At 72.8% G+C, this 7,180-nt stretch carries 4 protein-coding genes; all 4 read right to left on the bottom strand.

Annotated features, from left to right (window positions below; translation table 11 throughout):
* On the bottom strand, positions 1-2,112 hold a 2,112-nt coding region (locus tag AWW66_RS30655), incomplete at its 3' end, for a tetratricopeptide repeat protein (protein ID WP_067373889.1).
* Positions 2,109-2,486 (bottom strand): hypothetical protein, encoded by a 378-nt coding sequence (locus AWW66_RS35795; RefSeq protein ID WP_067373886.1) that lies wholly within the window; start codon positions 2,484-2,486, stop codon positions 2,109-2,111. The genes AWW66_RS35795 and AWW66_RS30655, both read right to left, overlap by 4 nt.
* 166 nt (positions 2,487-2,652) lie before the next feature.
* Positions 2,653-5,481: a M14 family zinc carboxypeptidase gene (locus tag AWW66_RS30645; RefSeq protein WP_157528196.1), complete on the bottom strand. Its 2,829-nt coding sequence runs from the start codon at positions 5,479-5,481 to the stop codon at positions 2,653-2,655.
* A gap of 325 nt (positions 5,482-5,806) precedes the next feature.
* Positions 5,807-7,180 (bottom strand): family 43 glycosylhydrolase (locus AWW66_RS30640; protein ID WP_067373881.1); only part of this gene is annotated, 1,374 nt, incomplete at its 5' end.

The raw sequence follows: 7,180 nt of genomic DNA, 5'->3' as shown, positions 1-7,180 counted from the left end.
GAGGACCTGTTCCTCCAGGTCGATGGCCTCGCGAACACGGCCCGCCCGCCAGTAGCAGTGGGCGAGGTTGGCGCGGGCACTCAGCGTGTCGGGGTGTCGCTCGCCGAGGATCTCGACGCAGTCGGTGAGGATCGTCCGTTCGATCAGGTCGATCGCCTCGTGGATGCGGCCCGCCTGCGCGTGGCAGACGGCGAGGTTGGCGCGGGCGGTCAGGGTGTTGGGGTGCCGGTCGCCGAGGACGCGGCTGCTGTCGGTGAGGACCCGTTCGTACAGGCGGATGGCCTCGTGGGTGCGGCCCGCCTCCCGGTAGGCGCTGGCGAGGTTGACGCGGACCATCAGCGTGTCGGGGTGCCGGTCGCCGAGGATGTTCACGCGATCGGCGAGGACCTGGTCGAGGAGGTCGACGGCCTCGTGGAAGCGGCCTGCCTGCCGGTAGACGTTGGCGAGGTTGGTGCGGGCCGTCAGGGTGCCGGGGTGGCGGTCGCCGTGGCTGCCGATGTCGTCGGCGAGGACCTGTTCGTGCAGGTCGATGGCCTCGCGGGTGCGGCCTGCCTGCTGGTGGGAGTGGGCGAGGTTGGCGCGGGCCGTCAGCGTGTGCGGATGGCGGTGGCCGAGGATACGGATGGCGGTGTCCGCCGTGGTGCGCCAGTAGGCGGCGGCGGTGGCGTGCAGGCCGGCGTTCAGGAGACTCCGGCCGGCCTGGTAGAGAACCATGTGTGCCTCGGGATGCCACAGCGCGTCGCCGGTGTGGGAGGACAGGACGGCGGTGTTGGCGCGCAGCGCTTCGGGCAGGCCGTGCACGGCATGGTCGATGGCGGGCCAGATCTCCATCAGCGCGTCGGCGGCGGCGTGCGCCACCGTGGTCAGGTCGTCGAGGGTGTCCCGCATGGCCCGGGCGGTCAACGCGTGGATCCGGACCGCTCGCGGCCCGGGGGAGGTCTCCTCGACCAGGCCGAAGCGGTGCAGGAGCCGCATCGCCCTGCGCGCGTGTTCGGCCGTCACGTCCTGCTCGGCGCTCCCGTCGGGGCGACTCCCGGCGAGATACCGGGTGACGGCACTGCTGGTCCAGATGCTGTCGGGATGCCCGGCGGGGTCGAGCAGGGCGGCCAGGGCGAGGGCCGGGCGGGCCAGCCCCGGCGGGGCGGCGGCGTCGGCGGCGTCCAGCGCCAGCAGCAGGGTGACCGCCACCGGTCGGCCGTACTCGTCCGGGTCGAGGTCGGCGGGCATGAGGTCGGCGAGCCGCCGCTCGCCGTCGCGGTACCGGTCCAGGTAGGTGGGGCAGGGCTCGTTCTGCTGCACCAGGTACGCGGCGGCGTGGGACAGCGCCAGCGGCAGGTACCCCAGCGCGTCGGCGAGTTCGCCGATCGGGTCGAGCGGGTGGGCGTAGCCGGCTTCGGTGAGTCGTCGGGTCAGGTACGCCGTCGCCTCCTGGAGCGTGTAGGTGTCGACGGGGATGGCCCGGCGGCCGGAGCTGGTCAGGGTGACATCCCGCAGGCGCGTGGTGGCCAGGGTCCAGCCCTTCCGGTGGCGAGGCGGCCACCAGCCGCTCAGCCGGGCGGGATCGGTGACGTCGTCCAGCACGATCAGCCAGGACCGGTCGGTGGTGTGCAGCCAGTCCAGGAAGCACCTGGCCGCGGTGGCCGGGTCGGCACCCACCGCCCCGGGGGCCTGGACGCGGACGGCGGCGGTGGCGTAGCTGGTGACGATCTGGTCGGGGGTGCCGGCGTCGACCCACAGGACCAGGTCGGTCCCGCGATCGGCGAGCGCGTCGTGGGCGAACGCGGCGGCGAGCTGCGTCTTGCCCACGCCACCGATCCCGGCCAGCAGATGCGCAGTGTGCCGCTGGGTGAGGAGGACATCGGCACCGAGCTGCCGGGCCGCCTGGATCGTGTCCCGCAACCCGCTGCGGGGCTGGAACGCCGACGCCAGCGGTGGCACCGTGCCCACCCGCAGCGGCCAGGACGGTGGTGGCGCGGGCGGCAGGTACTGGTGGAAGCCGCCCTGGATGATCCCGCTGTTGGCCACCGCGCCGTGGCTGGCGGTGGCGGGGCCGGTGTGGCTGGCCGAGTTCCCGCCGGGCTGTGCCGACGCCGGGGGCCGGAAGACGCTCACCGCTGGCGGGTCACTCCCGAGGTGGCGGTCGAGCCGGGGCCGTGCGCGGTGGCGGCCCCGGTCCGGTACGCACGGGCCGGTCGACCGCTGCCACCGGCCCGGACGCCGGTGGTGGCCTGGCCGCCGCCGGTCGCGGTGGCGGCACCGGTCTCCTCGGCCCGGTCGGTCCCCGGCCCGGTCGACGCTGCTCCGGGCCGTGCCGGCAGCAGGTACGGGGCCGTCAGCGCGGCCAGGGCGACGATCGCGCTGACACAGCCGGCGACCATGTTGGCCCTGGCCAACTCGACGGAGGTCAGGTAGCCCACCAGCGCGAGGACGATGGCCGCGCCGACGAGGCGGCCCGCCCAGATCCATCGCGGGCTGCGGTGCGGCATACGCGGGTCACCCCTTGTCGACGTCGGAATCACGGACCGATGACGCCCACAGGGTACGACGACCGGCCGACACGTCCGCCCCGGTGCCGCCTGTCCACGGGCGTCGTGGTCGGGGGAGGGGACCGGGGGGTGGGTCCGGTGTGCCGGACCCACCCCCCGGCGCGGGTCAGCCCACCACGGACCGCAGCGGGATGCCGTCGGCCTTCAGGGTCCGGACCAGGTCACCCAGGAACGGGTGCTCGTCGGCCTGGAGGCCCTGGGGGTTCGGGATCGTCAGGTACGCCGAACCGTCGGCCTGCGCGACCGTGGCGGTGCTGGTGAACGTCTCCACCACCGCCCGGGTACGCCCGAGGTCGCCGGCCGCGACCTCGATGGTGATCGGCCGCCACTCGCCACCCTGGTCGTCGGCGACCGGGGCCGCCGCCGCGGCGGCACGGGCCGGGTCGACGGTCGGGGCGGTCTGCGGAGCCACCCGGGCCGCCGGGGCGCCGCTGCTCGGGTAGAGCAGGGCGTTGGCGACCAGGTGCAGGCCGTTCTCGTTGTACGCCCGGAACAGCGGGTTGAACGCGAACAGCACCGCGCGCCCGGCCCCGGTCGGCTCGTCCACCAGCGCCACCGTGCCCTTGAGCGCGTCGGCGTTGACGGTGTAGCCGTTGGCCCAGAACGTGTTCCCGGTCGGGTAGGTGAGCACGTTCGTGCCGGTGGTGCTCGGGTTGAGGATCGAGTCGTTGTTGTTGAACTCGAAGTCCTCGGCCGGGCGGCCCAGCGAGACCGGGCTGTCGGCCACGTCGACCCGCAGGTGCGAGCCGATCACCGTGTACCCGGTCGGCTTGGGCTTCTCGGTGGTCGAGGTGAGCCCGGCCGCCCGCGCCATCCGGGTGCCCTGGTTACGCAGGCCGATGTACGTCTTGCCGGAGGCCACCCAGGCGCGCAGGTTGGCCTGGCCGGCGGCGGTGAGGCCACCGGTGGCGTTGCTGCCGTCCGGGACGAGCAGCACGCTGCGTCCGGTGAAGGCGGCCGTGTTGTCGTTGATGTCGGCGGTGGTGACCGGGGTCAGGTCCAGCCCCCACCGCTTGCCCAGCACGTACCGGGCCTCGCCGTGCGAGCCGGAGGTGGTGGTGATGCCGGTGCCCTGGAACAGCCCGACGTCCGGCAGCCCGATCGGGGTGCCGACCGCGCCGGTGGTGTACGGGGTCAGCGTCACCCCGAACTCCTTGGCCGACTTGTTCAACTCCCGGGTCAGGTGGACGGCCGGGAAGCTGACGGTGCCGGTCTCCAGGTCACGGTGGAGGTCGACGCCCCGGCCCAGCAGGCTGAAGGCGTACTCGGCCGCGGCGGCGGAGTCCAGCTCGAAGCTGTACGAGCCCTTGTTCGGCGGCGCGGCGAGGGTCTTTCCGCCCCCGGTGTTGACGATCTTGTCGATCAGCTCGGCGTTGGGCCGGACGTCCGCTCCGGTGTAGACCGCGTTGACGCCCATCAGCAGCGGGTTGCTCCAGGACGACACGTCGTAGAAGTACGGGAACGGCACGTGCGGGTCCTCGCCCATCACGGACTGGATCCAGTGCTTCTGCGGCTGGTTCATCGGGATCCAGTAGGAACCCTCCGGCACGGTCAGGTTGGTCGCGCTGCGCCCGCCGAAGATCCTGGCGGGGGGCAGTCGCAGCGGCTTCTTGACCTGGTACACCTCGACGTCCATCCGGCGCAGCCGCTCGACGAGCTGCCGCACGTCGGCGAGCTGCCGGTCGGGCAGCAGGAAGTACGACCGGATCTCCTGCGACGGCACCGGGAACTGCACCGAGTTGCCCGGCTGGAGCACCTCGTTCGGCTCCAGGGTGCCGGCCCGGCCCTGCGCGAGGGCGTCCCGCCACTGCTGGAAGTAGCCGTTGAGCACCTCCTCCCGGTGGGCGGCGGACCAGCCCAGCGTCGACCACATGACGTTGAACTGCTGCTGCACCCGGTCGGGCAGGGCCGAGGCGCTGCCCTTCTCCAGGGTCATCCCGGCGGCGCCGAAGCCGGCGGCCGGCACGGTGTCGCCGTACCCCATGAAGAAGAGGTCGTAGGTCGAGTAGTTGAAGTAGCACTCGGTGGTGACACCCGCGCCGCACGCGCCGTTGTACCCGAAGCCGGCCTTGTTGGCGTCACCGATCCGGTTGATCCAGTCGACCACCTGACCGGAGATCTCGTGGTGGATCGGGTCGGCGTTCGGCGGGAAGAAGTACTGCCGGCCACCCATCTCGTGGGCGTCGATGAAGACCTGCGGCGGGTAGCGCCGCATCAGCTCCAGCTTGCCGTCGGTCTCCTGCTGGGTCCGGGCGAACCAGTCCCGGTTCATGTCGAAGCCGTACTCGTTCTGCCGGCGGCTGGCGTCGCGGCCGTCCGGGTTCTGCGTCGGCACGACGATGGTGACCAGGTTCTCGTTGCGCTCGGCCACCTCGCAGGAGAGGCCGGCGGCCAGCTCGTACAGGGTCTTGAGGGCCGCGTCGGTGCCGCTCTTCTCGCCACCGTGGACGTTCGCGGTCACCCAGACGATCGCCGGGGCGTCGGCGGCGATCTCCTTGGCCCGCTGCGCCGTCATCGTCCGGGGGTCGCGCAGCGCCGTGATGTCCTCGGCGAGCGCGCGCAGGTTCGCCGGCCGGACGTTCGTCTCGGTCGAGACGATGGCGTACGGCAGCGGCTGTCCGAGCACGCTGGTCGTCATGACCCCGGTACGGACCCGCTTGGAGGCCCCGTCCACCGCGGCGAGGTAGTTGGTGACCTCCTCGTTGGTGACCGGGCGCTCCTGGCCGGCGCCGAGCGGGAAGCCGAGGAACTCCTCCGGGCTCGGTACCGAGGCCAGCCGGGCGGTCGGGTCGGTGCTGCAGTTCGACGTGCTGGTGGTGGCGCTCGCCGAGGTGCCGACCAGGACGGGCATGGTGCTCGCCAGCAGGATGACCGTGGCGGCGCCCGCCAACCGGCGCACGCCCGTCGCGCGCGACGGTGACATGGTTTGTCGCATCTGGTTCCCTTCCGGGATATTGATCAAGACGACACCGAGCGTATGAGCTGCGATTTCGCAAGGGAAGACGCGAATCGTGGTTCTGTGCCACCAGTCGGGAGCCGGCAACCGCACGGTGCCCTGCGCCGCCATCGATCGGCCACCCCCACCCACCCGGACGGCCCCACCCCTCACGCCCGCCCCCGCCCCACCCTTCCCGCGATCGTGCAGTTCCGGCCTCTGGAAAGGGCCTCATGCGGCATGTGCCGGGGCGGCAACTGCAAGATCGTCGGGGCGGGGGCGGGGGCGGGGGCGGGGGCGGGGGCGAGGGCGGGGGCGGGGGCGGTCAGGTCAGGCGGAAGGTGCTCTGGTGGGCGGGGACGGCCGGGCCGACGGTGAGCCGTCCGTCCTCGTGTCGGAGGAAGGCCGAGGAGACCCCGGCCAGGCGCAGCGAGACCCGCCCGTTCGCCCGGGGTACCCGGTGGAAGCTCGCCTGGCCGGCGAACCCGGCATCGTCGCGTGCCGGGTCGAGTCGGACGGTGCCGTCGACGACGCGCAGGTACCAGCCGGGCTGGTCGACCGACTGGACCGACACCGTGTCCGCCCCGGCCAGGCCGACGCCGATGCGGAACTGGGTGTCGGCCAGCGCCCGGGAGTCGGTGTCCACCACGACGGTGGACCCGACGTGCCGGACGAAGGTGTACCGGCTGGCGTCGGCGGGGGAGAGCCGCACGATCGGGCCGCCCGCGCCGACCGGGATCCCGAACAGCGGGGTGCCGTCGGCGTCCCAGTAGAGCTTCTGCACCCGGGCGTGCCGGTTCGGGTCGTACAGCGGGTCGCCGGTGATGTCGCGGTAGTCGCGGGCGTGGTACACCAGCACGTCGGTGACCCCGTCCTCGGCGACGGTGAACGAGTTGTGCCCGGGGCCCCACCGCCTGGTCTGCTCGTTGCTGACGAAGACCGGCTCGGGTCGCTTCACCCAGGACCGGTGGTCCAGCAGGTCCGCGTCGGCGTCGGCGGTGAGCAACCCCATGCAGTACCGGGAGTCGGTGGCACTGGCGGAGAAGGTCAGGAAGACCCGGCCGTTGCGGACCAGCACCGCCGCGCCCTCGTTGACCGCGAACCCCTGCACCTCCCAGGAGCGGGTCGGGGTGGCGATGCGGACCGGCTTGGTGGCCAGTGTCCACGGGTTCGCGAGCTGTGCGATGTAGAGGCTGGAGTTGACCGCGATCTCCGGCTCGCTCTGCGCCCAGACCAGGTACCGGCGGCCCCGGTGGGCGAAGGTGGTGGCGTCGAGGGCGAAGCTGTCCCACTCGGTGCGGATCTGTCCCCGCAACTGCCAGCCCGCCGGGTCGCGGGGGTCGGCCAGCACGGACTCCAGCACGTACATCCGGATCCGGAACACGTCGTCGGAGTCGCCGGCGGCGAAGTAGATGTACCACCTGCCGCCGATGCGGTGCAGCTCCGGTGCCCAGATGTGCCCGCCCATCCGTCCGCTGGCCGGTCGCCGCCAGACGACGGTCTCGGTCGCCGTGGCCAGGCCGGCGATGGTGGGGGCGCCGCGCACCACGAGCCGGTCGTACTCCGGCACCGAGCCGGTGAAGTAGTAGGTGCCGTCCACGGGGTGGGTGACGAACGGGTCGGCCCGCTGCGTGACGAGCGGGTCGAGGGTCGGGACGCCGGACACGTCGGCGTCGGTCGGGGCGGGGGCCGCCGGTGC

Origin of the sequence: Micromonospora rosaria (genome assembly GCF_001567585.1) — a bacterium.
Lineage (GTDB): Bacteria > Actinomycetota > Actinomycetes > Mycobacteriales > Micromonosporaceae > Micromonospora > Micromonospora rosaria.
The sequence above is the reverse complement of the archived record's forward strand: the minus strand, read 5'-3'. Positions and strand labels throughout refer to the sequence as shown.